This is a genomic window from Devosia geojensis (assembly GCF_000969415.1).
Taxonomy (GTDB): domain Bacteria; phylum Pseudomonadota; class Alphaproteobacteria; order Rhizobiales; family Devosiaceae; genus Devosia; species Devosia geojensis.
The window spans coordinates 1-26,512 of the sequence record NZ_JZEX01000058.1 but is presented as its reverse complement, the minus strand read 5'-3'; the positions used below and the strand labels follow the sequence as shown (position 1 = coordinate 26,512).

The 26,512-nt window shown below is 65.9% G+C and carries 23 protein-coding genes, 2 tRNA genes and 1 pseudogene; 14 read left to right on the top strand and 12 right to left on the bottom strand.

Translation table 11 applies throughout. The features are described from left to right. Positions 1-70 precede the first annotated feature (70 nt). Entirely contained in the window at positions 71-877 is an 807-nt protein-coding gene (locus tag VE25_RS05415; RefSeq protein ID WP_046107579.1) for an ion channel, read from the top strand. Here VE25_RS05415 and VE25_RS05410 read toward each other — a convergent pair. The 3 genes from VE25_RS05410 to VE25_RS05400 are packed head-to-tail and all read right to left on the bottom strand — an operon-like array spanning position 874 to position 3,228. After that, on the bottom strand, positions 874-1,647 hold the full coding sequence (locus VE25_RS05410; RefSeq protein WP_046107578.1) for a 5-oxoprolinase subunit PxpA: 774 nt from the start codon (positions 1,645-1,647) through the stop codon (positions 874-876). The two genes, VE25_RS05415 and VE25_RS05410, sit on opposite strands and share 4 nt — an antisense overlap. A gap of 1 nt (position 1,648) precedes the next feature. After that, the gene (locus VE25_RS05405) at positions 1,649-2,551 is read right to left on the bottom strand and encodes a 5-oxoprolinase subunit C family protein (RefSeq protein ID WP_052731740.1); all 903 of its coding nucleotides are present in this window, start codon (positions 2,549-2,551) and stop codon (positions 1,649-1,651) included. Then, complete coding sequence (locus tag VE25_RS05400) at positions 2,548-3,228, bottom strand: 5-oxoprolinase subunit B family protein (RefSeq protein WP_052731739.1); 681 nt, start codon at positions 3,226-3,228, stop codon at positions 2,548-2,550. Before VE25_RS05400 ends, VE25_RS05405 begins: the two co-directional genes overlap by 4 nt. A 102-nt stretch (positions 3,229-3,330) precedes the next feature. On the opposite strand from VE25_RS05400, the gene hrpB reads away from it, so the two are divergent. Continuing rightward, entirely contained in the window at positions 3,331-5,790 is a 2,460-nt protein-coding gene (hrpB, locus tag VE25_RS05395; protein WP_046107604.1) for an ATP-dependent helicase HrpB, read from the top strand. Between the two features lie 43 nt (positions 5,791-5,833). Then, a tRNA-Ser gene (locus tag VE25_RS05390) sits at positions 5,834-5,923 on the top strand. Between the two features lie 41 nt (positions 5,924-5,964). Here the strand turns inward: VE25_RS05390 and VE25_RS05385 are convergent. Then, positions 5,965-6,870, bottom strand: coding sequence for a LysR family transcriptional regulator (locus tag VE25_RS05385; protein WP_046107577.1), 906 nt, complete (start codon positions 6,868-6,870; stop codon positions 5,965-5,967). Positions 6,871-6,970: 100 nt separating this feature from the next. Here VE25_RS05385 and VE25_RS05380 point away from each other — a divergent pair, with 100 nt between their 5' ends. From VE25_RS05380 to VE25_RS05365, 4 genes and pseudogenes are all read left to right on the top strand, one after another. Then, a complete protein-coding gene (locus VE25_RS05380; RefSeq protein WP_046107576.1) occupies positions 6,971-8,146 on the top strand; it encodes an MFS transporter in 1,176 nt (391 codons plus the stop codon). Between the two features lie 19 nt (positions 8,147-8,165). Continuing rightward, positions 8,166-8,390, top strand: a pseudogene (locus VE25_RS22215) (aldo/keto reductase); the annotation flags it as partial. A 217-nt stretch (positions 8,391-8,607) separates the two neighbouring features. Then, positions 8,608-9,030 carry a VOC family protein gene (locus tag VE25_RS05370; RefSeq protein WP_046107574.1) on the top strand — a complete coding sequence of 141 codons (423 nt, stop codon included), beginning with the start codon at positions 8,608-8,610 and terminating at the stop codon, positions 9,028-9,030. A gap of 73 nt (positions 9,031-9,103) precedes the next feature. After that, a complete protein-coding gene (locus tag VE25_RS05365; protein WP_046107573.1) occupies positions 9,104-10,018 on the top strand; it encodes a DUF72 domain-containing protein in 915 nt (304 codons plus the stop codon). Here VE25_RS05365 and VE25_RS05360 read toward each other — a convergent pair. Beyond that, a complete protein-coding gene (locus VE25_RS05360; RefSeq protein WP_046107572.1) occupies positions 10,007-10,978 on the bottom strand; it encodes a quinone oxidoreductase family protein in 972 nt (323 codons plus the stop codon). The genes VE25_RS05365 and VE25_RS05360 overlap by 12 nt on opposite strands. Next, on the bottom strand, positions 10,975-11,877 hold the full coding sequence (locus tag VE25_RS05355) for a TerC family protein (protein WP_342018767.1): 903 nt from the start codon (positions 11,875-11,877) through the stop codon (positions 10,975-10,977). Before VE25_RS05355 ends, VE25_RS05360 begins: the two co-directional genes overlap by 4 nt. Before the next feature lie 196 nt (positions 11,878-12,073). Between VE25_RS05355 and VE25_RS05350 the strand changes: the two genes are divergently transcribed. Continuing rightward, the gene (locus tag VE25_RS05350; RefSeq protein WP_046107571.1) at positions 12,074-13,237 is read left to right on the top strand and encodes an FAD-dependent monooxygenase; all 1,164 of its coding nucleotides are present in this window, start codon (positions 12,074-12,076) and stop codon (positions 13,235-13,237) included. Between the two features lie 61 nt (positions 13,238-13,298). Here the strand turns inward: VE25_RS05350 and VE25_RS05345 are convergent, their stop codons facing one another. The 3 genes from VE25_RS05345 to VE25_RS05335 form a co-directional block, all read right to left on the bottom strand. Further along, positions 13,299-14,072 (bottom strand): invasion associated locus B family protein, encoded by a 774-nt coding sequence (locus tag VE25_RS05345; RefSeq protein ID WP_046107570.1) that lies wholly within the window; start codon positions 14,070-14,072, stop codon positions 13,299-13,301. 167 nt (positions 14,073-14,239) lie between these two features. Next, a complete protein-coding gene (mfd, locus tag VE25_RS05340; protein ID WP_046107569.1) occupies positions 14,240-17,737 on the bottom strand; it encodes a transcription-repair coupling factor in 3,498 nt (1,165 codons plus the stop codon). Further along, positions 17,734-18,024: an FAD assembly factor SdhE gene (locus VE25_RS05335; protein WP_046107568.1), complete on the bottom strand. Its 291-nt coding sequence runs from the start codon at positions 18,022-18,024 to the stop codon at positions 17,734-17,736. Before VE25_RS05335 ends, mfd begins: the two co-directional genes overlap by 4 nt. Positions 18,025-18,196: 172 nt before the next feature. Between VE25_RS05335 and recG the strand changes: the two genes are divergently transcribed. The 3 genes from recG to VE25_RS05325 are packed head-to-tail and all read left to right on the top strand — an operon-like array spanning position 18,197 to position 21,031. Beyond that, on the top strand, positions 18,197-20,305 hold the full coding sequence (recG, locus tag VE25_RS05330; RefSeq protein WP_046107567.1) for an ATP-dependent DNA helicase RecG: 2,109 nt from the start codon (positions 18,197-18,199) through the stop codon (positions 20,303-20,305). A gap of 58 nt (positions 20,306-20,363) precedes the next feature. Beyond that, positions 20,364-20,609, top strand: coding sequence for a type II toxin-antitoxin system Phd/YefM family antitoxin (locus VE25_RS22210; RefSeq protein ID WP_083988736.1), 246 nt, complete (start codon positions 20,364-20,366; stop codon positions 20,607-20,609). Continuing rightward, positions 20,609-21,031, top strand: a complete 423-nt coding sequence (locus VE25_RS05325) for a type II toxin-antitoxin system VapC family toxin (protein ID WP_046107566.1) — start codon at positions 20,609-20,611, stop codon at positions 21,029-21,031. The genes VE25_RS22210 and VE25_RS05325 overlap by 1 nt, the downstream gene beginning before the upstream one ends. Before the next feature lies 1 nt (position 21,032). Here the strand turns inward: VE25_RS05325 and VE25_RS05320 are convergent, their stop codons facing one another. From VE25_RS05320 to glmU, 3 genes are read right to left on the bottom strand one after another with little or no spacing between them, the layout of a single operon-like run. Beyond that, positions 21,033-21,425 carry a DUF2237 family protein gene (locus VE25_RS05320; RefSeq protein WP_046107565.1) on the bottom strand — a complete coding sequence of 131 codons (393 nt, stop codon included), beginning with the start codon at positions 21,423-21,425 and terminating at the stop codon, positions 21,033-21,035. Then, complete coding sequence (gene glmS / locus VE25_RS05315; protein WP_046107564.1) at positions 21,418-23,244, bottom strand: glutamine--fructose-6-phosphate transaminase (isomerizing); 1,827 nt, start codon at positions 23,242-23,244, stop codon at positions 21,418-21,420. Before glmS ends, VE25_RS05320 begins: the two co-directional genes overlap by 8 nt. Before the next feature lie 3 nt (positions 23,245-23,247). Then, positions 23,248-24,606, bottom strand: coding sequence for a bifunctional UDP-N-acetylglucosamine diphosphorylase/glucosamine-1-phosphate N-acetyltransferase GlmU (gene glmU, locus VE25_RS05310; protein WP_046107563.1), 1,359 nt, complete (start codon positions 24,604-24,606; stop codon positions 23,248-23,250). A gap of 180 nt (positions 24,607-24,786) precedes the next feature. Between glmU and VE25_RS05305 the strand changes: the two genes are divergently transcribed. The 3 genes from VE25_RS05305 to VE25_RS05295 all read left to right on the top strand — a co-directional run bounded on the left by VE25_RS05305 (position 24,787) and on the right by VE25_RS05295 (position 26,231). Next, on the top strand, positions 24,787-25,521 hold the full coding sequence (locus tag VE25_RS05305; RefSeq protein ID WP_046107562.1) for a coiled-coil domain-containing protein: 735 nt from the start codon (positions 24,787-24,789) through the stop codon (positions 25,519-25,521). A 76-nt stretch (positions 25,522-25,597) separates the two neighbouring features. Continuing rightward, a tRNA-Lys gene (locus VE25_RS05300) sits at positions 25,598-25,672 on the top strand. Positions 25,673-25,703: 31 nt separating this feature from the next. Next, on the top strand, positions 25,704-26,231 hold the full coding sequence (locus tag VE25_RS05295) for a hypothetical protein (protein ID WP_046107561.1): 528 nt from the start codon (positions 25,704-25,706) through the stop codon (positions 26,229-26,231). Positions 26,232-26,512 lie beyond the last annotated feature (281 nt).

The following is a 26,512-nucleotide window of genomic DNA, read 5'->3' as shown; positions in this document are numbered from 1 at the left end:
AGGCAACCGCAATGGTTTGAAAGCCATTGCGGACCTATAGTTGCGCCGAACAAGGCTGCGGCAGTCCGAGATGACCGATAAGACCGAAGACCAATCGAGTAACGAAGGCTCCTCCTTCGACCGGTTCCGCGCCCGCCTGCGCCTGCTCTACCACGGACAGTCGGTTCAGGCGCTGCGCTTCCAGTTCGCCGTCCTTCTCGTGGACCTGGCGATCATCGCCTTCTTCATCGCCACGCCCCTGCTGCGCGGCGATCCGGCGTTCCTGTGGATCGATCTGTCGGTTGCCGCCCTGCTGCTAGCGGACTTGACGGCCCGGGGCCTCGCGACCTCGGACATCCCCAAATGGCTGCGCCAGCTGCCGGTCGTTGTCGACATCTTCATTCTGGCGACCCTGCTGTTCCCGACGATGCTGGCCAACCTCGGGTTCCTGCGCATCCTGCGCCTCTGGACCCTCACCCGACGTTCCGTTCTTTGGAAACCGCTAGAAAAGCGGGGGCTCGGCCTTTGGCGCGAGTCGGCGCAGGCGGTCATCAACCTCCTGGTCTTCCTCTTCATCGTCACCGGCTTCGTCTACACATTCTTCGCCGGCGAGGAGACCGGCATCGAGGGCTATGTCGATGCGCTCTACTTCACCGTCACGGCGGTCACCACCACCGGCTTCGGCGACATCATCCTTCCCGGCACCTTCGGCAAGCTGACCTCGATCATCGTCATGATCGTCGGCATTTCGCTGTTCGTGCGCCTCGCCCAGGCGATCTTCCGCCCGCACAAGGTCAACTTCCCCTGCCCGCAGTGCGGCCTGAGGAAGCACGATCCGGACGCCGTGCACTGCAAGGCATGCGGCCACGTGCTCAATATTCCGGACGAGGGCCGCTAGATTTCGGCCAGTTGAGCTTCCTGTTCGGGCTCCACCGGCGCGATCAGGATGCCCTCGGCCTCCAGCGCCTCGCGCAGCTCGCGCGCCAGGTCCACCGCTCCCGGTGTGTCGCCGTGCAGGCAGATCGAACGGGCAGCGGATTTGAACACCGTGCCATCCTGCGCCACGATCTCGCCGTCCCGTGCGAGCCGCAGGCAGCGCTCGATGACGAGATCGGTATCGTCGATGACCGATCCCTCCTCGCTTCGCGGCACCAGCAGACCTTCGCGCGTATAGGCGCGGTCGGCATAGGCTTCGCGGATCAGCGGCGTACCGACGGCCTTGGCCGCGCGCACCTGCTGGCTGTTGTCGAGGGCCAGCACCGCGACCTTGGGGTCCATGGCCTGAACGGTCGCGAAGATGCCGACTGCCAGCGGCAGCTCCTCGGCGGTCTGGTTGGCCAGCGCCCCATGCAGCTTGACGTAGGAGATCGGCACGCCGACCTCGTCGGCGATCCAGCGGATGAGGAAAAGCTGCGAGCGGATCTGGCCGAGGAGCTGGTCGAGCGGCATCACCACCCGGAAACGTCCGAAACGTTTGACATCGGCATACCCCGGATGAGCGCCCGCTCGTATCCCGTTGTTCTTGCAGATCTTGAGGATGTGCCGCATGGTCTGGGCATCGCCGGCATGCCCCCCGCAGGCGATGGAGGCGCTGGAGACGATAGCCAAAAGGTCCTCGTCGGTGCCCATGCCTTCTCCAAGGTCGGCATTGAGGTCGATCGAGGTCATGTCAAACGCTCCTTTCGGCTGTCAGACTGCGTGCGTGCGCAAGGCTAACAGATTCAAACCGCACATGCGTGCCGGGTCGCATCTGGGCAAAACGATCGAGGTCCGCCGCGATGATCGTGCCGATGCGCGGGTAACCCCCGGTCGGCTGGTGGTCGCGCATCAGCACGACCGGCGTGCCGTCACCGACGATCTGGATGTCGCCGGCCACCACCGCGTCGGAAACGAGTGAAAGCCCGCTCGCGCCTCGGAAAACCCCGCCCGGATCATCGAGCCAGACGCCCATGCGATCCATGCGGGCGGTGATACGGAAGTTCTCCGACAGGAACCGCTCGCGGACGGCCGGCGGGAAAACCTCAGCGTGTAAGCCCCAGATAAAACGGATCGCCCCCGCACCGGTCGAAACCCGGCTGCCGTCGGGGTCGGCGTCTTCGGATTCGATGAGTTCGAGGCTGTCCCCCGCCCGCAACGCCCGCCCTTCGAGCCCGCCGATCCCCGCGCGCAGATTGGTCGCGCGGCTCCCAAGTACCGGCGGAACATCTATGGTCTTGTCGAAGCGCAGATATCCGAAATTACCGGCCCGACCGGGGTTTATGGCCAGTACTTCACCCTCGTGCAGGGGTACCGCGCCCGGCCACTCGACCTGCCTGCCGCCAAGCCTCGCAGCGAAAGCGCCCCCGGCGAAACCGGTGCTGCATTGACCGGCGACCACCTCGACCTCGATGCCTGTCGACGTGAATTCGATGCCTGCAGGTCCCGCTCGGCCGAGCGTATGTGCTGCGCTCGCAAAGGCTCCTCTATCCATCGGCCCCGAAGCGCTGACGCCGTGGCGCAGCATGCCGAAGCGGCCCTCGTCCTGGATGGTGGTCAACGGCCCCGCTCGGCGGATGACGAGACGCGCGCTCATCGCTCGGCCTCGAAAACGATCCCGTCGCCTGCCTCGATGAGCGTCGGCGGCTCGCGCAAGGGATCGAAATTGCGCAGTTGCGTGCGTCCGATCACGTGCCAGCCGGTCGGAATATCCGTCGCCGCAATGGCCGTCTGGCCTGCCGCGAACAGCACGCTGCCGGCCGGAATGTGCGGGCGCACCTCCCGGCGTCGCGGCACATGCAACGCTTCCGGATGAAAGCCGCAGTAGACGAAACCCGGCGCGAATCCGGTCGCCAGTACCCGTAGACGCGAGGCGTTGTGCGCGGCAACGAAAGCTTCGACAGAGAGCGATAGCCGCTCGGCGACCTCGTCGAGATCGGGACCCGTCTCGCCGCCAAACGACACCTGGACCCTGTGCTCGCGGCCGGCAAGATCCGTCTCGTCCATGCGCGCCGTCAGCAGAAGCCCGACTTCGCCGGCAAGCCGCTGGAAACCGATCTGGTGCCGGTCGTAGCGCAGCAGCACCGACACGAGATTCGGCACCACCTCGACGACCCCGGTGATCGGGCGCGCATCGAGCCGGCGGGTAAAGCGCAGCGCGGCGAGATTGGCATCCTGCGAAAGCGTCGCGCCGAAGCGCACCAGCATCGCGTCCTCACCGAGCGGCAGGACCAGAGGCGTGTCCACCATGTCGCCGCCCTCGGCTGCGCGCATCTTGTGCCCCCACGGTTGCCCGCCAAGGTCTCGCTGATTTGCCGGTCCATGGCAAGCGAGCCGCCCCTTGCGGGCGAACGCGAACTTGGCCAAAACCCGCTTATGCACGCGCTCCCTCCCCTGCCGATCGATGAAGCCCTGCCCCGCCTTCTGGCGGCGCTCGAGGCCGGAACCCGCGCCGTACTCGTCGCCCCACCCGGTGCGGGAAAGACGACGCGAGTTCCCCTGGCGCTGCTCGACGCCGTCTGGCGTGCCGATGGCCGCATCATCGTGCTTGAACCACGTCGCCTTGCCGCCCGCGCCGCCGCACGGCAGATGGCCCGGTTGCTCGGCGAGGAGGTCGGCGAGACTGTGGGCTACCGCGTTCGTCTCGACTCCCGCATCTCCGCCAGAACCCGTATCGAGGTGGTTACCGAAGGTGTCTTCACTCGCCAGATCCTCGGCGATCCGGCCCTCGACGGCATAGCGGCCGTCATCTTCGACGAGTTCCACGAACGCAGCCTTGACGGTGATCTCGGTCTCGCGCTCGCCATCGACGGCTCGGTGCTGCGCGAGGACCTGCGCATCCTGGTCATGTCCGCCACTATGGACGGCTCCCGGGTGGCCAGCCTTCTGGGCAGCGCACCGGTCATCGAAAGCCGAGGCCGCGCGTTCCCGGTCGAAACACGCTATCTCGGCAACGACCCGCTGCAGCGCATGGAGGATCAGGTCACCGCCGCCGTCCTTGGCGCGTTGCGCTCCGAAGTCGGCTCGGCGCTCGTCTTCCTTCCCGGCCAGGCCGAGATCGCCCGCGTCGCCGAACGTCTCGGCGGCCGGGTTCCAACCGATGTGGATATCGCCCCCCTCTATGGTCAGCTGTCACCTGCCGATCAGGACCGCGCGGTGCAATCGGCCCTTCCAGGTCGCCGCAAGGTCGTGCTCGCAACATCCATCGCCGAAACCTCGCTGACCATCGAGGGCGTACGCGTCGTCGTCGACAGCGGGTTCTCGCGCGTACCGGCGTATGAACCGGCGACAGGGCTGACGACCCTCGAAACGCGCCGCGTCTCGCGCGCCAGCGCAGACCAGCGGCGGGGCCGCGCCGGTCGCATCGAGCCGGGCGTCTGCTATCGGCTATGGAGCGAGGGCCAGACGGCAGGCCTCGCACCGTTCGATACGCCCGAAATCCTCGCCGCCGACCTCAGTTCCCTCGTCCTGGATCTCGCCTCCTGGGGCATCCACGATCCGGGCACCCTTGCATTCCTCGATCCGCCGCCTACCCCCGCATGGGTGGAGGCAGTCGCGCTGCTCCAGGCGCTCGATGCGCTTGACGAGGCAGGACGCATCACCGCCCACGGCAGGGCGCTCGCCCGCCTGCCGTTACACCCGCGATTTGCCCACATGATCCATGCCGCCGCCGATGAAGGCACGGCCGCGACCGCCGCCGCGATCGCCGTGCTCCTCACCGAGCGCGGGCTCGGCGGAGATGCGACCGATCTCGAACGGCGCCTCGAGCGCTTCCGCGCCGATGCCGGTCCGCGGGCGCGCGAGGCCCGCTCGCTGGCGCAGCGCTGGACCCGTCTCGCCGGAGCGAAGGAAGCAAGGGAGCCGCCAGCGGAACTCGGCCGCCATCTGGCCCGCGCCTATCCCGACCGGGTCGCGCAGGCCGCCGGTGCGCCCGGCCGCTTCCGCCTCGCCAATGGCCGTGCCGCCATCCTCGAGGAAACCGATGCGTTGGCGCGCGAACGCTTCCTCGTTGTTACCGACATCACCGGCACCGCCGCCAACGGGCGCATCCGCGCCGCTGCGCGTATCGACCGCGAGACCATCCAAGACCTCTTCGCTTCCCATATCGAGGAGGAAACAACCCTCGCCTTCGACAGACCGAGCGGCAGCGTCCGCGCGCGGCGGGTGCGCCGTCTCGGCGCTTTGCGGCTCGAAGAGGTGGCGGCCGCCATCGACGATCCCGACGCGGCCTCAGAAGCGCTCGCTGCCGGCATTGCCGAGCGCGGTATCGGCAAATTGCCCTGGACCAGGGATCAACTCGCCCTGCGCTCGCGCGCCACATATCTGCGCGGCCAGATGGGGGACCAATGGCCGGACCTGTCGGACAATGCCCTGGCCCGGGACGGCGCAGCCTGGCTTGTGCCGCACATTCACGGCAAGACCCAGGCGTCCGCGATCACCACCGAGGACCTCTCCGGCGCCCTTTTCGACCTGCTGCCCTGGGAACGTCGCGCCGAGATCGAGCGCATGCTGCCAAGCCATTTCGACGCGCCCTCCGGGTCACGCCTTCCCATCGACTATGAAGCCGAGAACGGCCCGGCGCTCGAAATCCGCGTGCAGGAGCTCTTCGGCCTCGCCACCCATCCCGCAATCGCCGATGGCCGGATCCCGCTGCTTCTCATCCTCCTCTCGCCAGCCCACCGTCCCATCCAGACGACCCGTGACCTGCCCGGCTTCTGGCGCGGCTCATGGAAGGACGTCGCCCGCGACCTCAAGGGCCGCTATCCGCGCCACCATTGGCCCGATGACCCACTTGCAGCCACCGCCACCAACCGGGCCAAGCCGCGTGGCACGTGAAGCTGGACACCCCCATATCGAACAAGCTAAACGGCTGCACACCGGGTAGGTGGCAGAGCGGTTGATTGCTCCGGTCTTGAAAACCGGCGAACGTGCAAGCGTTCCGGGGGTTCGAATCCCTCCCTACCCGCCATTCGCCGCCGATTGCGCGCCATTCTGCGATATTGCCGCTGATCAACGCACCTTTCCGTGTTCGGCAAGGAAATCGAGAAGCGCCCTGATGCGCGACGGCAGCGGGCCGCCCTGGCCGATATGGATGGCGTGGAAGGTTTCCCGATCTCCCGGGTTGAGATGCTCGAGCACCGGAACGAGACGCCCAGCGGCAATATCGTCACGCACGGTGAAGGCGGCGAGGCGTGCAAGCCCGCTCCCGCCCAGCGCAAGTTGCCGCAGCCCCTCACCATCGCTAGCCTGAACGCGGCCGACTGCCGGAATGACGACAATGTCGTTATTCTTCTTCATCGGCCAGCCGTCGACCTTGCGGACATAACCGAATCCCAGGCGATTGTGCCGGTCGAGATCGTCAATGCTCTTCGGTTCGCCGAAGCGGCTGAGATATTCCGGTGCGCCGACGACGATCATGGCTGTATCCCCGAGCTTGCGCGCAACAAGGCTCGATGTCTTCAGCGGTCCGGCGCGCACGGCAACGTCCGCGCGTTCGGCAAGAAGGTCGACGACCATGTCGGTCTGGACGAGATCGAGCGTGATTCCAGGGTGACGGTCGAGGAATTCCGGCAGGATAGGAGCCAGGATGTGCGTCGCATAGGAGGCGCTGGTGTTGAGCCGGATGCGGCCGACCGGCTGTTCCCCAGCCCCGGCGCCGCGCTCGGCATCTTCGATATCTGCCAGAATGCGTGTCACGCGCTCATAGAAGGCACAGCCCTCCGGGGTGAGCTGCAAGGCACGCGTCGAGCGGTTGACGAGCCGTGCGCCAAGCCGCACCTCCAGTCGCGCAATCAGCTTGCTGACAGCGGAAGGCGTCATGCGGCAAACGCGTGCGGCAGCGGAAAAGCCACCCTGATCGACAACCTGAGCGAACACTTCCATTTCACGGGAGCGATTGGTCTCGGAATGGGCCATTGGTCCTTGAATTCATAGATGATATTCCAATCGGCATACTACATCACCTTGCTTGCAGGTTCTATCTCTCGCCCCGGATTTCAAAATTACGGGACAGGACATGCCGCTCGCTCTTTACGCCCTGACGGCCGGTGCCTTCGGCATCGGCGTTACCGAATTCGTCATCATGGGCCTTCTGCTGGAGGTCAGCCGCGAGTTGAACGTCACGATCGCCGCTGCCGGCCTGCTGATCTCCGGTTACGCGCTCGGCGTGACTGTTGGGGCGCCGGTCCTCACCGCGTTCACCGCCCGTTGGCCGCGTAAGCATGTCCTTGTCGGCCTTATGGTCATCTTCGTCATCGGTAACGCCGCCTGCGCGCTGGCTCCAGGTTATGGCTGGCTGATGGCCGCCCGTGTGCTGACGGCCCTGACGCATGGAACCTTCTTTGGCGTTGGAGCCGTGGTGGCCACCAGCCTCGTTGCCGAGGACAGGCGTGCCTCCGCTATTGCCATCATGTTTACCGGGGTAACATTGGCGACCGTACTAGGTGTGCCGTTCGGCACCTGGCTCGGACAGCATTACGGCTGGCGTTCGACCTTCTGGGCCGTGGCGCTTGTGGGGCTGGTTGCCCTGCTCGTCCTGGCTACCTTCGTGCCGCCGGACCGCACGCCGCCCGGTGCCTCCGACTGGCGGGCCGATCTGCGTGCCATCACCCGCCGGCCCGTACTGCTCGGCCTTTTGACGACGGTCCTCGGCTATGCCGGTGTCTTTGCCGTCTTCACCTATATCGCACCGCTGCTGACCGGGATGAGCGGCTTTTCCGACAGCGCCGTCTCGCCCATCCTCTTGGTTTTCGGCGGCGGTCTCGTGGCGGGCAACCTCTTGGGCGGAAGGCTTGCCGACCGTAACCTCATACACGCCATTTTCAGCACGTTGGCGGTGCTTGGCCTTGTGTTGGGGCTGATGACCTTCGCCTTCAACAACCAGATCGCCGCGGTGCTTTTCACGGCTTTGCTCGGCGCTGCGGGCTTTGCCACCGTCGCGCCCTTGCAGATGTGGGTGCTTTCGAAGGCCGAGGGCGCCGGCCAGAGCCTTGCATCGAGCTTCAACATCGGTGCGTTCAATCTCGGCAACGCCATCGGGGCGTGGACAGGCGGCATGGTGATCGACCACGGCCCCGGCCTTGCCCTAGTGCCCTTCATTGCCGCGATTTTCCCTGCCCTTGCCATTGCCACCGCGCTGATTGCGGTCCGTTCCGGCAGGCGCATGGCTCTTACGCCTCCACACGCAGTCTGATTTTGTAAGGAGCATTCCCCTGGACTATCGATCACTCGGAAAATCCGGCCTCAAGGTTCCGGTCCTCAGTTTTGGCGCAGGCACATTCGGCGGCCCGCTCTTCGGCAATTGGGGCACCTCCGATGCAAAGGAGGCCCGTCGCTTGGTGGACATATGCCTGGAGGCAGGCGTCAACCTGTTCGATACCGCCGATGTCTATTCCGATGGCGCTTCCGAGGAAGTGCTTGGCGAGGCAATCGAGGGCCACGCCGCTCGGGAAGGAAGTGTCGACGCCCATGCGGGCGATTTCGGATTGGATAGGCGATCGAATGACGGATATCAGGGCCGCCCAAGAGCGGTTTGATGCTGGAAGGATGTAGTCCTCGGTTTCGTCCGCCATTGCTGACCTGCCGTTGCAAATCGAAGCGCAACCATGTCGACTGAGGCCTCGTTGGACCTGCAATCCAACGAGGAGACACCCTATGAAGCCTCGGATAACCGTGATCACGCTCGGCGTCGACGACCTCGAAGCATCGCTCAAGTTCTATCGCGAGGGACTGGGATTTCCGGCCGAAGGTATTGTCGGCACCGAGTTCGAGCATGGCGCGGTGGTCTTCTTCGATCTGCAGAGCGGCCTGCGGCTTGCCCTGTTCTCGCGCGACAACATCGCCCACGACGCCGGCATCGAGAAATCGCAGCGCAGCCCGACCGAGTTCACGCTCGGCCACAACGTCACCAGCGTCGATGACGTGGACGCCGTCATGCGCCAGGCTGCTTCCGCCGGCGCCACGGTGATCAGACCCGCCCGGAAGACGTTCTATGGCGGCTACGCCGGACAGTTCCAGGATCCGGACGGCCATCTCTGGGAAGTGGTCTACAACCCCGATTTCCTGCCCGTGGATTGAGCGCAGCCCGACCGCGCAACCCGTGCCGCCCCGCCCTCGTTGAGAATCACGAGATGGCAGCACCGGCTGGACCATGAGCAAATCTGGAACCATACGCATCGGCATTTCGGGCTGGACCTACAAGCCATGGCGCGGAGAGTTCTATCCCGAAGGCCTGCCGCAGAAGCGGGAGCTCGCCTATGCCGCCGAGCACTTCCGCGCGATCGAGATCAACGGGACCTTTTACGGCCTGCAGCGGCCCGAGGCATTCGGGCGCTGGCGCGAGGAAACGCCGGACGATTTCGTGTTCGCCATCAAGGGCTCGCGTTACATCACGCACATGCTCAAGCTGCGCGGTATCGAGGCGCCGCTGGCCAACTTGATGGCCTCGGGCCCTCTGCGGCTGGGACCGAAGCTCGGCCCCTTCCTCTGGCAGTTTCCGCCGCGCATGAAGTTCGACCGCGATCTCTTCGATCGGTTCCTCGGCCTGCTGCCGCACGATACGGATGAGGCCTCCGCCCTCGCCCGCCGGCACGACGAACGGCTCGACGGCCGCAACTGGCTGAAGAGCGATGTCCATCAGCCGGTGCGCCACGCCGTCGAGATCCGGCACGAGAGTTTCCGCTCACCCGAATTCATCCGGCTCTTGCGCAGGCATCGCGTGGCGCTCGTCTGCGCCGATACCGTCGAGTGGCCGCTGCTGATGGATCTGACCAGCGACTTCGTCTACTGCCGCCTGCACGGATCCGAAGTGCTCTATACCAGCGGCTATGACGGCAAGGCGCTCGATCGCTGGGCGGCCCGCGTCCGCACCTGGGTTCGAGGCGCCGAACCGGAAGATGCGGAGCGCGTCGCGGCGCCGACCCCGCGCCGCAAGAGCGGACGCGATGTGTTCGTCTTCTTCGACAACGACGCCAAGGTACGTGCCCCGGCGGATGCCGAGGCGTTGGCCGATCGGCTCGGCGCAGGACCGCGCGCTGCCGACCGGCCCAAGGCCTCAGGGGAGTAGGACGATCGACCCCGTCGTCTCGCGCGCCTCGAGCGCTCTATGCGCTTCGGCGGCGTCCTCCAGCCGGTAGGTGTGGTTGACGGATATCCTGACTTCGCCCGATTTGACCGCCTCGAAAAGCGCATTCGCGCCTTCGAGTAGTTCCTTGCGCCCCGGAAAATACGCCGCGCCCGTCGGACGGGTAAGGTAGAGCGAACCCTTACGCGCCAGGATGCCGAGGTCGGGAATGGAAACGACGCCCGAGGCATTGCCGAAGCTCACCATCAGCCCTCGCGGGCGCAGGCAGTCGAGCGACGTCTCGAAGGTATCCTTGCCGACGCCGTCATAGACGACGTCCACGCCTTTGCCGTCAGTCAGCTCACGCACCCGCGCGACGACATCCTCTTCCCGGTAGTTGATGACCTCGCCGCACCCGTTGGCGAGCGCAAGTTCAATCTTGTCTCTCGATCCAACGGTGCCGATCACCCGCGCGCCCAGCGCCTTGGCCCACTGGCAGGCGATGAGCCCGACCCCGCCGGCGGCGGCGTGGTAGAGGATCGTCTCGCCCGCTGCCAGCGGCCAGGTCTTGAAAAGGAGATAGTAGGCCGTGAGCCCCTTGAGCATCATCGCGGCGACTTGCCGGTCGTCGAGGCCATCGGGCACCGGAATGGCCTTTTCGGCCGGCAACAGGCGCTCGCGGGCATAGGCGCCGAGCACGCTCTGATAGGCAACGCGGTCCCCGACCGAGATGCCGTCCACGCCTTCGCCCACCGCAACGACCGTGCCCACCCCTTCGCCACCGGCGACGAAGGGCGTCTCGACCTTGTAGAGGCCCGATCGCTGGTAGGTATCGATGAAGTTGACGCCGATGGCCGTCTGCCGGATGCGCACCTGCCCCGGTCCGGGCTCTCCGGTGGACCACTCCTCGAACTCGAGGGCTTCTGGCCCGCCCGTCCTGTGGACGACGATCGCCTGCGTCATGACTTGGGTTTCCTCGGAGCCGATTTCGGCCGCGATTGCGCACGGGACGCCGGCGTCGACTTGCCGCGCGGCTTCGGTCTCGGCCCGCCGCCGGTTGCCGCCGTAGCGGCGTCAGCCGCCACGGAACCGGTGGCCCCGGTAAAGGGCGTCACCTCCACATGGCCCCCCGAGGCACCACCACGCGCCAGCTTGCGGTGCTTGGCGAAGATGTTGACCGCTTCGACCAGCACCGAGAAAGCCATGGCCGAATAGACGTAGCCCTTGGGGATGTGGAAGCCGAGACCGTCGGCCACCAGCGTCACGCCGATGAGCAGCAGGAAGGCGAGGGCCAGCATCTTGGTGGTCGGATGGTCGGCGACGAACCTGGCGATCGGACCGGAAGCAACGAACATCACGCCGACCGCGACGAGGACAGCGGCCACCATGACCGCCACCTGATCCGCCGGCACCATGCCGACGGCGGTGATGATCGAATCGATGGAAAACACCATGTCGATGACGACGATCTGCACCAGAATGGCCTGGAGGCTGGCCTTAGCCGCCTCGGCCAGGCCCACCTCGTGCGGCTCCTCGATGGCTGCGTGCATCTCGTGCGTGGCCTTGTAGATGAGGAAGCCGCCGCCGGCGAGAAGGATGATGTCCTTCCACGAGAAGTCATGACCGAAGGCCGAGAACACCGGATCCTGCAGCTGAACGATCAGGCTGATGAGGAACAGCAGGATGATGCGGAACACCAGCGCCAGGCCGATGCCGAGCTTGCGTGCGAATTCGGCCTGCTCGCGCGGCAGCCGCGACACCAGGACCGAAATGAAGACGATATTGTCGATGCCGAGGACGATCTCCATCACGGTCAACGTGACGAAGGCGACCCAGACATTCGGGTCGAGCAACAGTTCCATCATTTCTCCAGCCCTTTGGCGAAAAACCGCTCCAGCATTTAATCATTGAAACACTGCAAGAAAAGCCGGCTGGTGCGGAATTGCTCCAACCTCGCTGCCTCTTGCGACAAATGGTCGACGTCGGGTCTCGCCGCTGGTTCCGGATGTCCCCCGATGCTAACACTCGTCGTTGCCCACTCTTCCAGCGAGCAAGCAGATGACCCGGTTCGATTCGCAGGCAATCGTCGTCGGTGGAGGGCTGGCGGGGCTCGCGGCCGCGATCGCCGTGGCGCAGGCGGGGCTCTCCGTCATCCATGTCGCCCCGGCTGCCCCGCCCGACAGGCGCACCTCGGCCTTGATGATGCCGAGCGTCGATTATCTGCGCACGGCAGGCCTCGTCGACGACCCGGCCCGGATCGGCCACGCGCTGACGCATATCCGCATCATCGATGCCACCTCCCGGCTGATGCGCGCACCCGAGACGTTGTTCGATGCAGGCGAGGCGGGGCTAGCCGCCTTCGGCTGGAACTTTCCCAACACCCGGCTGGCCGAGGCGTTTGCGGCCGGGCGCGAAAAGCTTTCGAACCTAACGACGAGGCAAGCCGCGCTCACCGCCCTCGAGATCGATGACACCGGCGCTATCCTGACCCTCGATGACGGAGGAACGCTGCGTACGCCCTTACTGATCGGCGCCGATGGCAAGAAATCGCTGGTGCGTGCCGCAGCAGGTTTCCGCGCTCGCGAAAGCGGTTTCACCCAGGCTGCGCTGGTTTGCGATCTCGACCTCGCCCGCCCGCTCGGCGGCACATCGGTCGAATTCCACTATCCCCAAGGACCGTTCACGCTGGTGCCCGCGGGGGAAAGTCGCGCCAACCTGGTCTGGATCGACGAGCGCGCCGTGCTCAAGGCGGCACAGGCGATGGACCGCGAAGCCCTCGCGCGCCTCTTTGCCGAAAAATCGCAGCACCTCTTCGGCAGCGTTTCGCTCGCGACGCCCACTCACATGTTTCCCCTGAGCAGCATCACCGTCGATCAGGCAGGCAAGGACGGCGTGGTGCTCGTCGGAGAAGCCGCACACGCCTTCCCGCCTATCGGGGCCCAGGGCCTCAACCTCGGCCTGCGCGATGTGGCCGATCTGGCCTTGGTGCTGGGGGATGTCGGGCGGACGTCCCCCGACTGGGCCCGCATCGTCAGTCGCCGCTATGCCGAGCGTCGAGAAGCCGACCTCAAACGCACCGGCGGCATGGTCGATGCGCTCTTCCGCTCCCTGATTTCCGATCTCTTGCCCGCACAGCTTCTGCGAGCCGGCGGCCTCTGGGGCATGAAGATGTTGCCCGGCATCCGCAAACGCGCCTTCGCCGTCGGAATGGGCCGGGGCTGAACACCTGACAAAAAGGGGCGCCGAAGGGCGCCCCTTGGATCAAAATCGTTCGTCGGCAGGCTTATTGGGTCGGTGCTTCGGGCGCCGGAGCTTCCGGAGCCGGCGCGGCGCCCTCGGCAGGAGCGCCCTCGGCAGGGGCTTCCCCGCCCTGGCCTTCCTGCCCGTTGAGCTGGCGGCGCAGCTCCTCGGCACGGTCCTGCAGAACCTGCTCGAGAGCGGATTCGCCGGTGGTCTCCTGGCGGAACTCGTCGAACGTCAGGGCAGCCTCGCCATCATAGGTGGCGGTGAAGCCGGAAAGGCTGATCTCGACGGTCAGGTCCTGATTCTGGCGATTCTTGGCGGTGAGCTTCAGCGTGTTCCCGCGCTTCAGCGAATTGACGTAGGCCTCGTTGATGACGAGCTGAGTCGCGCACGAGGTCGGGTCGCAGAGCATGTAGGGCACGCGGATGGGCTTGGCCCCGTCGATCTGCCAGGTCAGTCCGAACGGCAGCAACACGCCGAGCGGAACCGCGGCAACGGCGAGCAGCCGGCTTTCCTGGCCCGGATCGTCGCGGAGCAGGAAGGAACCGAGGAACTGGCCGTTCGCGAGCACGACCTGGCGCATGATGCAGGCGCGCTGGCCGTCGGGCAGCGGGTCGCAGACCTTGAGCCAGTTCTGGGACGGCAAGCCGGCCTGCGCCCCCGCAGCCGCCTCGCCAGCAGCCGGCGGGGCCTCGGCGGGAGCTTCGGCAGGGGTTTCAGCAGGCGTTTGGGTCTCCTGGGCAAACGCCGACATCGGAGACAGCAGCAGCGCGACGGCCGTGAATCCGGCGATGAAGGGGTTCCTGAGGCTCATTGATTTTCCTTGTTTCCTGGGCAGCGGCCGGTGCGCGACACCGGCGACCCTTTCTGGGTGTTCATCAAGTGCTCAATTCGGGCAATAACATGACCGATACGACTTACAAATCCCTTATAGGCGGACGATCACGTAATCCTTAACGAAGCCATTGCCCCGAAAGCATGTCATGCCGGAACGGCGGCCATTTCCGCGAGCTTGGCGAGGCGCGAGAGGATCGCGGCGGCGCCCTTCAGACGTGATTCCGGCGTCGGCCAGTTGCGCGCGAACACGAGTTTCTGATCGGGCTTGATCCGCACCTGGTTGGCCGGATCGGCAACCAGTTGCACGAGGCCCGCCGGATTCGCGAACTCGTTGTTGCGCAGCGTGATGACCGCGCCCTTGGGTCCTGCATCCACCTTCTCGACGTTCGCCGCCCGGCAGAGCGCTTTGACCAGGATGACCTTGAGCAGTGCCTCGACCTCGTCCGGCAGCGGCCCGAAGCGGTCGATGAGTTCCGCACCTGCTGCATCGATCTCGCGCGCGTCCTTCAAATCGCCGAGCTGCCGGTAGAGCTGCATGCGCAGCGTCAGATCCGGCACGTAGTGCTCGGGAATCATCACCGGCATGCCGAGCGAGATCTGCGGGCTCCACTCGTTCTCGTCGACATATTCCTCCTCGCCCGTCTTGAGCGCCGCGACCGCCTCTTCGAGCATCGCCTGGTAGAGCTCGTAGCCGACTTCGCGGATGTGCCCCGACTGTTCTTCGCCCAGCAGGTTGCCGGCCCCGCGGATATCGAGGTCGTGGCTGGCGAGTTGGAAGCCCGCCCCGAGACTTTCGAGCGATTGCAGGACACCCAGCCGTCGCTCGGCGGTATCGGTGAGCTTCCTGTCGGGCGGCACCGTGAAGAGCGCATAGGCGCGCTGCTTGGCCCGTCCGATGCGTCCGCGGATCTGGTAGAGCTGCGCCAGCCCGAAATTGTCGGCGCGGTGGACGATCAGCGTGTTGGCATTGGGGATGTCGAGCCCCGATTCGACGATGGTGGTGGCCACGAGCACGTCGAACCTGCCGTCGTAGAACGCGTTCATGATGTCGTCGAGCTCACTTGGCGCCATCTGTCCGTTGGCGACGACGAACGACACCTCCGGCACCTGGCTGCGCAGGAACTCGGCGATATCCGGCTGGTCCTTGATGCGCGGCACGACATAGAAGGCCTGCCCGCCGCGATACTTCTCGCGCAGCAACGCTTCGCGCACGGAGAGCGGATCGAATGGCGAAATGAAGGTGCGGATCGCTAGGCGATCGACCGGAGGGGTCGCCAGCAGCGACAGGTCCCGCACGCCGGTGAGCGCCAGCTGGAGCGTGCGCGGGATCGGCGTTGCCGTCAGCGTCAGCACGTGGACGTTGGCCTTCATCTCCTTGAGGCGCTCCTTGTGCGCCACGCCGAAATGCTGCTCCTCGTCGATGATGAGCAGGCCCAGATCCTGGAATTTGACCGACTTGGAAAGCAGCGCGTGGGTGCCGACGACGATATCGACCTGCCCGTTCGCCAGGCCATCCTTGGTCGCCTTGAGCTCGTTGCTCGGCACCAGCCGCGAGGCATGGCGCACGCGCACCGGCAGACCTGCGAAACGCTCCGAGAATGTCTTGAAGTGCTGGCGCGCCAGCAGCGTCGTCGGCACGACGACTGCCACCTGCCGGCCCGAGAGCGACATGGCGAAGGCCGCGCGCAACGCGACCTCCGTCTTGCCGAAGCCGACGTCGCCGCACACCAGCCTGTCCATGACCTTGCCGGCGGTCAGGTCGTCGAACACCGCCTCGATGGCCGTGAGCTGGTCCTCGGTCTCCTCGAACGGGAAGCGCGCCGCGAACTCTTCATAGGCGCCCGGCTGGATATCGATCGGCTCGGCCCGGGTGAGCTGGCGCGCCGCCGCGATCTTGATGAGCTGCTCGGCCATCTCGCGGATGCGCTTCTTCAGGCGGCCTTTCTTGGCCTGCCAGGCGACGCCGCCGAGCTTGTCGAGCTGCGCGCCTGTATCCTCAGAGCCGTAGCGTGAGAGAAGCTCGATGTTCTCGACCGGCAGGTAGAGCTTGGTGTCTCCCGCGTATTCGATCTCGACGCATTCGTGTGGCGCTCCGCCAGCCTCGATGACCTTGAGGCCGATGAACCGGCCGATGCCGTGGTCGACGTGGACGACGAGGTCGCCGGCCGCGAGGCTCGCCGCCTCGGTAAGCGCATCGCTCGCCTTCTTCTTGCGCTGGGGCCGCAGAATGCGTTCGCCCAGAATATCCTGCTCGGAAAGGACCAGCAGGTCGTCGGTCTCGAACCCGGTCTCGAGCCCCAGCACGATGAGCGACGTGGTATTGGGGCTCGTCGTCTCGGCATCCCGCCAGTTCTCGGCGAGACGCGGATTGGTCAATCCATGGTCCTTGAGGACCTGTGTCATGCGGTCGCGCGTGCCCTCGCTCCAGCACGCGATGATGGCGCGCCGGCCACGGCGGCGCTCGGCCATCAGCCGCTCGACCACCGCCGCGAAGAGGTTGACGTCCGTCGCCTGCCGCTCGGCGGCAAAGCTCGGCGCGATGCGTCCGCCGGCGTCGTCCTGCTCCCTTGCACCCGGCGCCATGAATGGCGAGAGCTGGATGGTGCCCGCCCCGGCGAGCGCATAGGGATGCTCGCTCACCGCATAGAGCAGGCCCGGCTCGATGGGTTTGTAGGGTGCTCCGCCCCCGGCTACGGGCGGTTGCTGGCGCACCTGTTCGCGCGCTTCATAGTAGTCGACGATCTGCTGGCGCCGCTCGCCATAGGCCTCCGCCGCCTGGTCGTCATAGACGAAGGGCGCATCGCCCACATAGTCGGCGAGCCGATCCATCCTCTCGTAGAAGAATGGCAGCCAGTGCTCCGTGCCCGAATACCGTGAGCCGGCACTGACGGCGCCATAGAGTGGATCATCGGCGGTGTTGCCGCCGAAGGTGCGCGTATAGTTCTGCCGGAAACGCCGGATGGTCTCCTCGTTGAGCAGCACCTCGCTCATCGGCGCCAGGTCGATGCGCCTGAGATTGCCGGTGGTGCGCTGGCTGTCGGGGTCGAAGGTGCGGATGGTCTCGAGCTGCGAGCCGAAGAAGTCGAAGCGCAGCGGCGCGTCGGCGCTGGCCGGAAAGAGATCGACGAGCCCGCCGCGCACCGCGTATTCGCCGGCTTCGCGTACTGTCGGCACGCGCAGGTACCCGTTGTTGGCGGCCCAGGCGACGAGCTTGTCGCTCTCGACCACGCGTCCCGCCGCTGCCGAAAAGCTCATGCCCGCAACGACGTCCCGCGGCGGCAGGCGCTGGATCAGCGCGTTGACCGCCGTCAGCACCACCGCGCCCTTGGTCGAGGCGTTGGTCAGGGCCGCGAGCGTGCTCATCCGCGCCGCGATCGTAACGTTGTTGGGTGAGACGCGATCGTAGGGAAGGCAGTCCCACGCCGGCAGCGTGAGGATCGTGTGCCCCGGCAGCATCTGCGTCAGCACCTCGGCGAGCCGCTGCATGCGCCGCCCATCCCGCGCGACGAAGACGAGGCTTGCCGCATCGTCAGGCGCGGCCTTAATCCGCTCCTCGATGAGACGTGCCAGCACCATCGGCTGCATGCCGTCCGGCACGTTGGAGATCGTGCGATCCGGCGTTTTGACAACGTGTTCGTTCATACCCCCGCCCGCCTCTTGTGATCGGCAACCACCAACGCCAGGAATTCGCCATCGACGTGGGCCGGCACGGGCTCCTGACCCAGCACCCATTTGAGGAGATCCGTGTCCGGCTCCTCCATCAGCGCTTCGAGCCGGTCGAGTTTCGCCGCGTCGAAAGCGTCCACATGCGCGTCGGCGAAGGGCCCGAGAACCAGGTCCATCTCGCGTGTGCCGCGGTGCCAGGCGCGATAGCGCAAGCGCTTGCGGCGCATGGCAATGTGTTCACCGGCCGTTTCTGGAACTGCCATGATCGGGGGAGCCTTTCGATATCGACGCTCTCTTTACGCGCATTGCTCCGGCTTGTCAGCGCCCTTGTTGCCATTTGGTTCCGCAGGTTCGCCTGTGGCGATCCCGATGCGAAATGTGGTCGCTTTTCGAAAATGATGTCTTAGGTTCGCTCGAGAGGAGGTTTGCCGAATCGTGCCCCGCCCTGCGACCCTCGACCCGCTGTTCCGTTCCCTCCGCTCCATCAAGGGCGTGGGACCGCAGCTTGCCGCACTCCTCGCCCGCTTCTTCGGAGCGCCCGAGGGCCAAGACGCTATCGCGCTCGATGTCCTGATGCACATGCCCTCGGGCGCCGTCGACCGCCGCCGCATGGTCGGTATCGCCGAGGCCTATCTCGGCCAGGTGGTGACGCTGAAGCTGCATATCGATCGGCATCAGGCACCGCCCCGCGGCCGTGCCGGCGTACCCCACCGCGTCTTCGCCCATGACGAGACCGGCGACATCCAGCTCGTCTACTTCCGCGCGCAGGGCGGCTGGGTCGAGAAGACCCTGCCCGTCGGCGAGGAGCGGTACGTCTCCGGCCAGATCGGCTTCTTCAACGGCGAAAAGCAGATCACCCACCCCGACTATGTGGTGGAGCCCAGCGAGTTCGCCACCCTGCCTCTCGTCGAGCCGACATATCCCCTCACCCATGGCCTGCATTCGAAGGCGCTAACCAAGCTCGTCCGTCAGATCGTTCCGACGGTGCCCGAGCTGCCCGAATGGATCCCCCCCGCGACCAAGACACGGTTCCACTGGCCGGACTTCTACGCCGCCATGCATGCCGTCCACCTGCCCGAGACCCCCGCCGACGTCGAGCTCTGGGGCCCCAACCGCATGCGGCTCGCCTATGACGAGTACCTTGCCGGCCAGTTGGCGCTGCTGCTGGTGCGCTCGACCCTCACCGCCGCCCGCGGCGTCGCCCGCAGCTTCACCGGCGAGCTGACGGCCAAGGTCGAAGCGAACCTCCCCTTTTCCCTGACCGACGGCCAACGCCAGGCGGTCGAGGAGATCAAGGCGGACCTCGCCGCCCCGGAACGCATGTCCCGCCTGCTGCAGGGCGATGTCGGTTCGGGCAAGACCGTCGTCGCCCTGATGGCGATGGCTGCCGTCGCCGAGGGCGGCGCACAATCGAGCCTGATGGCACCAACCGAACTCCTCGCCGCCCAGCATTTCCGCACCCTGAAGCCCATCTGCGACGCCGCCGGCCTCGGCATCGTGCTCCTCACCGGCAAAATGCCCGCCGCCGAGCGCCGCGCGGCCCTCGCCGGTCTCGCCGACGGCAGCACCGCCATCGCCGTCGGCACCCACGCCCTCTTCCAGTCCGATGTCGTCTTCCACAACCTCGGCCTCACCGTCGTCGACGAGCAGCACCGCTTCGGCGTGCACCAGCGCCTCGCGCTTTCCGAGAAGGGCCGCGATGCTGACCTCCTGGTCATGACCGCGACCCCCATTCCGCGCACGCTCGTGCTCACCCACTTCGGCGACATGGCCGTCTCCGTCCTCAAGGACAAGCCGCGCGGCCGCCAGCCGATCGACACCGCCGTCATGTCGATTGCCGACTACGACCGGATCGTTTCCCGCCTCCAGGCCCGGCTCGATGAAGGGGCGCAGGCTTTCTGGGTCTGCCCGCTGGTCGAGGAGAGCGAAAACCTGGAGGTCGTCTCCGCCGAGGACCGCTTCGCCGAATTGAAGAAAGTCTTTGGCGATCAGGTCGCGCTCGTCCACGGCCGCATGAGCGCGGCCGCCAAGCAGGACGTGATGTCCCGCTTCCAGGCCAATGAGCTCAAGCTCCTCGTCGCCACCACCGTCATCGAGGTCGGCGTCGATGTGCCCAACGCCTCCATCATGATCGTCGAGCATGCCGAGCGCTTCGGCCTCGCCCAGCTCCACCAGCTGCGCGGCCGCGTCGGGCGCGGCTTCAACCGCTCCGCCTGCCTGCTGCTCTACAAGGAACCGTTGAGCGAAACCGCCAAGGCCCGGCTCGATACCATCAAATCGACCGAAGACGGCTTCGTCATCGCCGAGCGCGACCTGGAGCTGCGCGGCCAAGGCGACCTGCTCGGCACTCGCCAGTCCGGCATGCCCGGCTACCGCCTCGCCGTGCCGGACGTCCACCGGCACCTTCTCGAATGGGCCCACGACGACGCCATCGCCACCCTCCAGCGCAATCCGGGCCTCACCGGGCCCGACGGCGAAGCAGTGCGGACCCTGCTCTATCTCTTCAGGAAGGACCTCGCCATCCCGCTGATCCGGGCGGGGTGACGCTTGGAAATACAAGCGGCGCTTGTTATATGACTAGTTAGTTGGTCAGGAGGCCACGATGAAGCATGTAAACCTAGCGGATGCCAAGGCAAGGCTGAGTGAGTTGGTAACGAATGCTAGCCAGGGCGAAACGGTGGAGATAACACGCCGCGGTAGGGTCGTGGCACGCTTGGTGCCGCCAGAGGCTCCGGGTAAGAGACCAGTAAATGTCGAAGCTTTGCGACGGCATCTCGAATCCCTCTCGGGCCGAGGCAAAGGTGCCGGCGAGTTCGTGCGCCAGATGCGCGACGAAGACCGCTACTGATGATCTATCTTGATACGTCCGTCCTGATTGCAGCCCACACTATCGAACCGGAAAGCGACCGTGCACTGACGTGGCTGGCGGCGAACTCGCACGAAGTCTTAGCTATCAGCCCATGGAACCTGACCGAGTTCGCTTCAGGGCTTTCTCGCAAGGTCCGCACCGGCAAGCTCCTGTCGGAGGAGAGGGATAGAACCGCCACGGCGTTCGCAGCTTTCAGGCACAGAACGCTCGAAATGCTGCCCCTCCATCCGGAACACTTCGAGTCGGCTGCGCAGATGGCCAGCATCGCCGATACGGGACTACGTGCATCCGACGCACTCCACTTGGCAATCGCTGCCGAGGCCGGATGCACTTTGGCTACCTTCGACAAAGTTTTCGAGAGGGCTGCCCACCGATTCGGCGTGCCGATAGCAAAGATTTGACCTACTCCACATCCGCCGCGAATTTCTTCAGCGTCTCGAGCTCCACATGCCGCAGCGCGCCCCGGTGCGTTGCGCGCAGGAACACCCGTGGTGCCATGCCGGCCGCCAGCGCCTCGACCCAGCGGTCGGCAACCATGCACCAGCGGTCGCCGGCCTTGAGGCCTGGAAAGGAGAATTCCGGGTGTGGCGTCGAAAGGTCGTTGCCGACGGTCTTGGAGAAGGCGAGGAAAGCCTCTGACATCTCGGCGCAGATGAGGTGCCGGCCAACATCCTCGGGGCCGGCCGAGCAATAGCCGGAACGGAAGAACCCCGTCAGCGGCAGCAGCGAGCATGGCTCCAGCGGTTCGCCGAAGACGTTGAGCTCCGGCTCGCGCTTGAAGAACGGCTTATTCAACGGTCACGCTCTTGGCCAGGTTGCGCGGCTGGTCGACGTCCGTGCCCATGGCGACGGCCGTGTGGTAGGCGAGGAGCTGCACCGGAACCGTCGCGACGATCGGCGAAACGAAGCTGTCGACCTTCGGCATCAGGATGGTCTCGGCCACGCCGTGCCCAACGGTCCTCGCCCCCTCCTCGTCGGTGATGAGGATGATCCGCCCGCCGCGCGCAGCGACCTCCTGCATGTTGGAAAGCGTCTTTTCCGCCAGCTCGTCGGACGGCGCGACGACGATCACCGGCATGTCCTCGTCGATGAGCGCAATCGGCCCGTGCTTCAATTCGCCCGCCGCATAGCCTTCCGCGTGGATGTAGGAGATTTCCTTGAGCTTCAGCGCCCCTTCCATGGCGATGGGGAACATGGGCCCGCGCCCGAGATAGAGCACGTCCTTGGCGCGCGAGAGGTGGCGGGCGATCTCGACGATCTGCTCTTCGGCCGCGAGCGCCTGCGAGACGGCGCTCGGCAGCCCGATCAGCGCCTCCACCAATCCCCGCTCGACTTGCGGCGTCAGCGCGCCGCGTGCGCGCCCGGCGGCGATGGCGATGCTGGCGAGCGAAACGAGTTGGGCGGTGAACGCCTTGGTCGAGGCGACCCCGATCTCCGGCCCGCACAGGATGGGGAACACCACCTGGCTTTCGCGCGCGATGGTCGATTCCAGCGTGTTGATGAGCGAGGCGATGTGCTGGCCCTGCCCCGCGCAATAGCGCAGCGCCGCCAGCGTGTCCGCCGTCTCGCCCGATTGCGAGATGAAGAGCGAGAGCCCGTTCTTCTCCAGCGGCGGCTCGCGGTAGCGGAATTCGGACGCCACATCGATGTCGACCGGCAGCCGCGCGTGCCGCTCGAACCAGTATTTGCCGACGCACCCGGCATAGTACGCCGTGCCGCAGGCGCTGATGGTCATGCGTGACAGATCATCGAAATCGAACGGCAGGTCCTCGCGCAGCGAAACGGTTCCGCTCGCCATATCGAGATAGTGGCTGAGCGTGTGCGAGATGGTCTCGGGCTGTTCGTAGATCTCCTTGGCCATGAAGTGGCGGTGGTTGCCCTTGTCGACCAGGAGCGCGGAAGCCTGCGAGACCTGCATGTCGCGCGCCACCACCGCATCGTGTGCATCGCGGATGGTGACGCCCTCTGCGGTCACCACCGCCCAGTCGCCGTCCTGGAGGTAGGTGAGGCGCGAGGTGAACGGCGCAAGCGCCATAGCGTCGGAGCCGAGATACATCTCGTCCTTTCCATGCCCGATGGCGAGCGGCGCCCCGCGCCGCGCCCCGATCAGCAGCGCCTCTTCACCCTTGAAGAGGAAGGCGAGCGCGAAGGCGCCGCGCAGCTGCTTCAGGGTGCGCGAAACGGCGAGCTCCGGATCGGCCCCGTTGTCGAGCTCGCGCGTTGCCCAGAGCGCCACGGATTCCGTGTCCGTCTGCGTCTGCGGCTGATAGCCGTCCCTGGCGAGGTCCGCGAGCAGGTCCCGGAAATTCTCGATGATGCCGTTGTGCACCACGGCGACACGCGCCGTCGCGTGCGGATGGGCGTTCTGCTCGGTCGGCGCGCCATGCGTTGCCCAGCGGGTGTGGCCGATGCCGATCCGGCCGGAAAGCGGCTCGTCGGCAAGCCTGCCGGCAAGGTTGGCCAGTTTGCCCGGCGCGCGCCGGCGAGCAATCTCCCCTTCTTCCAGCGTTGCGACGCCTGCGCTGTCATAACCGCGGTATTCGAGCCGCTTCAGCGCATCGACCAGACGCCCCGCAACGGGCTCGACGCCGATGATGCCGACGATGCCGCACATGGGCTATTTCCCTTCCGACTTGGCCTTCTTGGCCGCCGCTGCCCGTGCGAAGACGTCCCTGGCACGCCCCGGCTTGTTTGTCTGGCGGCTGCGCCCGAGCGCCAGGGCGTCCGCCTCCACATCTTCCGTGATGACGCTGCCGCTTGCGACCAACGCGCCCGCACCCACGGACACCGGCGCGACGAGCGAGGCGTTCGATCCGATGAACGCGCCGTCTCCGATGATCGTGTCGTGCTTGTTGAACCCGTCATAGTTGACGGTGATCACCCCGGCCCCGATGTTGACCTCGGCGCCGACCGTCGCATCACCGACATAACTGAGGTGGCTGATCTTGGTCCCTTTGCCGACCCTGGCCTTCTTGATCTCGACGAAGTTGCCGATCTTTGCCTTCTCCTCGAGCGTCGCCCCCGGCCGCAACCGCGCGAAGGGGCCGACCGAGACACCGGGGCCGATGCTCGCGCCCTCGATGTGGGAGAAGGCATGGATCACCGCGCCGCTCGCCACGGTCACATTCGGCCCGAACCAGACGCTCGGCTCGATGAGGACGTCCTCGGCGATCTGCGTATCGTGGGAGAAGTAGACTGTGGCCGGATCGATGAGGGTCACTCCCGCCCGCATCATCTCGGCCCTCCGCCGCTGCTGGAACAGCATCTCGGCCCGGGCGAGCTGCGCCCGGTCGTTGACACCCATCACATCTGCTTCGGGCGCGATGCCATAGCCGACCTTGTAGCCGGCGGCATTCGCCAGTTCGACGAGGTCGGTGGCATAATACTCGCCCTGCGCATTATTGTTGCCCAGTTTGCCAATGAGCTCGCGGAACACCTCGGCGCGGAAGGCCAGGATGCAGGCGTTGCAGAGGCCGATCTTGCGCTCTTCTTCGCTCGCGTCCTTGTGTTCGCGGATGGCGAGCAGGCGCTCCCCATCCGTGATGAAGCGGCCGTAGCCTGTCGGGTCCGCCGGCTGAAAACCGAGAATCGCCGCGTCCATGCCGGCATCGAGCCGATCGGTCACCACCGTGAAATTCTCGGCGCGCAGCAGCGGATGATCGCCATAGACCACGGCGATGTAACCCTGTGCAGTGCTCCAGAGGTCCCGCGCTATAGAGGCGGCATGGCCGGTTCCCTTGCGCTCGACCTGCTCGAAGAAACGGATGCCCGGGTCGATCGCGGCAAGCGTCTCACGCACGGCCTCGTGCCCGGGGCCGGTGACTACCGCCACCTCCTGCGAGCCGCCGGCCCGCGCCGCCCGCGCCACATGCGCGACGATCGGCAATCCGCCGACCTGGTGCAGCACCTTCGGCAGGCGCGAGCGCATGCGCGTGCCCTCGCCCGCCGCCAGGATGATCGACACCAGTTCCGTCATGAAGAGCGCTCCGAAATGGACTTAGTTCATCGCGGTGTATTTTCACCGCTTTATGGCACGCAAGCGTTGGCGAAGCGATAACGCCCGGCAAGTCAGTGTAAACTGAGGCGAGCCGATTCGGCGGGTGCTTTCGGGGGGGCGGGGGTGGCCAGGACAGCGGAACAGTTTCGAGCGTCTGACGTGACGCGCTGGGGCGTAGTGGCCCTGGCCTCGATGGGGCTTGCCGTGATCGCGGCCAACATTTCGGCGCTGGTGCCGGCGACGGCCCTCTCGGGCCTGCACGCGACCCGCTTCGGTGGCGTGTCGGTGGAGGAGTTGCGCGCGGATCTTGCCAGCCTGCGACAGGAAACAGCCGAGCTGCGCCGCGAGAATGGCGAGCTGGTTGCGCGTTTCTCGCTCAGCGAACGGGCCGGCACGGCGGCGACGCGGCGCATTGGAGCGCTGGAAGCGAGCCTGCCGCATCTGCTCGAGGCCCTCTCCGCCGGCCCGGCGGTAGACCGCACCACGACGGCCTCGATCGGAACGCCGGCGGATGAACTGATCGATGCCGAGGGCGGCGCGATGCGGGTCGTCCGAACGCCGCTCTTCGCGTCGACGGCTGACGACCAGCCCATGCCCGCTCCCGTCGAGACGGCTGCTTTCACTCCAAACGGGGAAGGCCGCTTCGGCATAGCCGTAGGGCCGAGCATCACCCCCGCGCAGGTCGGTGCGACCTGGGACGATCTCGCGCGCACGCTTGGGCCGACGATCCTGGGACTGGCGCCGCTCGTCGCCGACGAAATGGGCGGCGGCAAGCGCATCGTTCTTGGTCCGGCGGCTGACCTTGCCGAGGCGACGACGCTCTGCGGCCGGCTGGAGCGCGCCTCCGTTTCCTGCCAGCCCATGCCCTATACGGGCACCCCGCTTGTGCCCTAGGTGCGGAATGCGGTTGACAGGGGTGTCGCGTTGGCTATGTTCCGCCGCGATCCGAATGCGGCCCACGCCGCCCTTGGCGCCGGTAGCTCAGTGGTAGAGCATTCGACTTTTAATCGAATGGTCGTGGGTTCGACCCCCACCCGGCGTACCACTTCAGTCCCTCCCCTGCCCCGGTAGCCGCGATGAGCCAGGACACCATCGATCTCGTCAAGGTGATGGTGGTGGCGTTCCTGCTGTTCGCGGCCGGCGCCCTGGCGCTGTTCTTCGTCTCGGCGGCGCTGCGCGAGTATGGCGGAAGCCTGCCGGTCGTAGGAAACCTGCGGGCGTACGATCCGCCGGCGGCGATTCCCGTCATCGTCGACATGCGCTGGCTGGTCGTGGTCGGCGCGACCTTCCTCACGGCCAGCGGACTGGCGCTCGCCGCCTGGAGCGCGGCGCTCGACATGGCGCTCCTGGTGTTCGCCAAGGCCGTGACCGTACTGATCGCGGCCGCCTTCGGCATCTTTGCCGGCACCTGGGGCTATATGCGGTTTACCCAGGGCGCGGAGCTTTCGCTCGCGAGCCTCAACCGGCTCGCCATCGCGCTGGTCCTGTTCTTCGTGTTCTCGACGGTGCTGCGCAATGCGAACCTGCGCGGTATGGGGGCGCTGCGTTTCGTGGCCGCAGCGGCGCTGGTGGTGCTGGGACCCATCCTGCTCGCATCGACCTGATTAAACCGAAGCGCGACAGTTCGACGACATTTCAATCGAATGTGGGTTGAATTCGGCCGGATTTTACGCGAAATCAAGCCTTGAATACAGCTAACATTTTGATTAATAAAGTGAATTTTTGAGGGTCCGCCATTTCGGGCGGCAAATCGGCTTCCTGTCGAGCATTGTAGCGGACTCGGCCCCGTCGGGGACAGTTTTGCGGACATGCCGGCTGCGTGGCCGGGCTTTTGGCGGAATCGGCAGTTCTTTCGCCTCCCTCCCCCCTTGAGGGGAGGGATTGA